Origin of the sequence: Pantoea sp. paga (genome assembly GCF_007558755.1) — a bacterium.
In the GTDB taxonomy this organism is placed as follows: domain Bacteria; phylum Pseudomonadota; class Gammaproteobacteria; order Enterobacterales; family Enterobacteriaceae; genus Pantoea; species Pantoea agglomerans.
The window spans coordinates 1-2712 of the sequence record NZ_VLTF01000024.1; the positions used below are offsets into that span (position 1 = coordinate 1).

At 54.2% G+C, this 2712-nt stretch carries 1 rRNA gene; it reads right to left on the bottom strand.

The features are described from left to right. Nucleotides 1-150: 150 nt before the first annotated feature. Nucleotides 151-2712: ribosomal RNA gene (locus FOV68_RS23780) — 23S ribosomal RNA — on the bottom strand; the annotation flags it as partial.

The following is a 2712-nucleotide window of genomic DNA, read 5'->3' on the forward strand; positions in this document are numbered from 1 at the left end:
CGTTTCACTTCTGAGTTCGGCATGGGGTCAGGTGGGACCACCGCGCTAAAGCCGCCAGGCAAATTCTGTCTCCGCGCCGCCCGTAAGGCCGCGCAGATATATCCGGTACAGGCTGAAAATCGTGTCTCTCAAAAACGCCTCTGGCGTTGTAAGGTTAAGCCTCACGGGTCATTAGTACCGGTTAGCTCAACGCATCGCTGCGCTTACACACCCGGCCTATCAACGTCGTAGTCTTCAACGTCCCTTCAGGACTCTCAAGGAGTCAGGGAGAACTCATCTCGGGGCAAGTTTCGTGCTTAGATGCTTTCAGCACTTATCTTTTCCGCACTTAGCTACCGGGCAATGCCATTGGCATGACAACCCGAACACCAGTGGTGCGTTCACTCCGGTCCTCTCGTACTAGGAGCAACCCCCCTCAATTCTCCAGCGCCCACGGCAGATAGGGACCGAACTGTCTCACGACGTTCTAAACCCAGCTCGCGTACCACTTTAAACGGCGAACAGCCGTACCCTTGGGACCTACTTCAGCCCCAGGATGTGATGAGCCGACATCGAGGTGCCAAACACCGCCGTCGATATGAACTCTTGGGCGGTATCAGCCTGTTATCCCCGGAGTACCTTTTATCCGTTGAGCGATGGCCCTTCCATTCAGAACCACCGGATCACTATGACCTGCTTTCGCACCTGCTCGAGCCGTCACTCTCGCAGTCAAGCCAGCTTATGCCATTGCACTAACCTCACGATGTCCGACCGTGATTAGCTGACCTTCGTGCTCCTCCGTTACTCTTTAGGAGGAGACCGCCCCAGTCAAACTACCCACCAGACACTGTCCGCAGCCCGGATTACGGGCCTACGTTAGAACATCAAACATTAAAGGGTGGTATTTCAAGGTTGGCTCCACGCGAACTGGCGTCCGCGCTTCAAAGCCTCCCACCTATCCTACACATCAAGGCTCAATGTTCAGTGTCAAGCTGTAGTAAAGGTTCACGGGGTCTTTCCGTCTTGCCGCGGGTACACTGCATCTTCACAGCGAGTTCAATTTCACTGAGTCTCGGGTGGAGACAGCCTGGCCATCATTACGCCATTCGTGCAGGTCGGAACTTACCCGACAAGGAATTTCGCTACCTTAGGACCGTTATAGTTACGGCCGCCGTTTACCGGGGCTTCGATCAAGAGCTTCTCCTTGCGGATAACCCCATCAATTAACCTTCCGGCACCGGGCAGGCGTCACACCGTATACGTCCACTTTCGTGTTTGCACAGTGCTGTGTTTTTAATAAACAGTTGCAGCCAGCTGGTATCTTCGACTGGCTTCGGCTCGGGGAGCAAGTCCCTCCACCTACGCGCCAGCGTGCCTTCTCCCGAAGTTACGGCACCATTTTGCCTAGTTCCTTCACCCGAGTTCTCTCAAGCGCCTTGGTATTCTCTACCTGACCACCTGTGTCGGTTTGGGGTACGATTCTGTGTTACCTGATGCTTAGAGGCTTTTCCTGGAAGCTGGGCATTTATCACTTCAGCACCGTAGTGCCTCGTCGTCACGCCTCAGCGTTAATAAGCGTCCGGATTTACCTGGACACTCCGCCTACACGCTTAAACCGGGACAACCGTCGCCCGGCTGATATAGCCTTCTCCGTCCCCCCTTCGCAGTAACACCGAGTACAGGAATATTAACCTGTTTCCCATCGACTACGCCTTTCGGCCTCGCCTTAGGGGTCGACTCACCCTGCTCCGATTAACGTTGAACAGGAACCCTTGGTCTTCCGGCGAGCGGGCTTTTCACCCGCTTTATCGTTACTTATGTCAGCATTCGCACTTCTGATACCTCCAGCATGCCTCACAGCACACCTTCGACGGCTTACAGAACGCTCCCCTACCCAACAACGCATAAGCGTCGCTGCCGCAGCTTCGGTGCATGGTTTAGCCCCGTTACATCTTCCGCGCAGGCCGACTCGACCAGTGAGCTATTACGCTTTCTTTAAATGATGGCTGCTTCTAAGCCAACATCCTGGCTGTCTGTGCCTTCCCACATCGTTTCCCACTTAACCATGACTTTGGGACCTTAGCTGGCGGTCTGGGTTGTTTCCCTCTTCACGACGGACGTTAGCACCCGCCGTGTGTCTCCCGTGATAACATTCTTCGGTATTCGCAGTTTGCATCGGGTTGGTAAGCCGGGATGGCCCCCTAGCCGAAACAGTGCTCTACCCCCGAAGATGAGTTCACGAGGCGCTACCTAAATAGCTTTCGGGGAGAACCAGCTATCTCCCGGTTTGATTGGCCTTTCACCCCCAGCCACAGGTCATCCGCTAATTTTTCAACATTAGTCGGTTCGGTCCTCCAGTTAGTGTTACCCAACCTTCAACCTGCCCATGGCTAGATCACCGGGTTTCGGGTCTATACCCTGCAACTTAACGCCCAGTTAAGACTCGGTTTCCCTGCGGCTCCCCTATACGGTTAACCTTGCTACAGAATATAAGTCGCTGACCCATTATACAAAAGGTACGCAGTCACCCCCATAAAGAAGGCTCCCACTGCTTGTACGTACACGGTTTCAGGTTCTGTTTCACTCCCCTCGCCGGGGTTCTTTTCGCCTTTCCCTCACGGTACTGGTTCACTATCGGTCAGTCAGGAGTATTTAGCCTTGGAGGATGGTCCCCCCATATTCAGACAGGATACCACGTGTCCCGCCTTACTCATCGAGCTCACAGCATGTGTG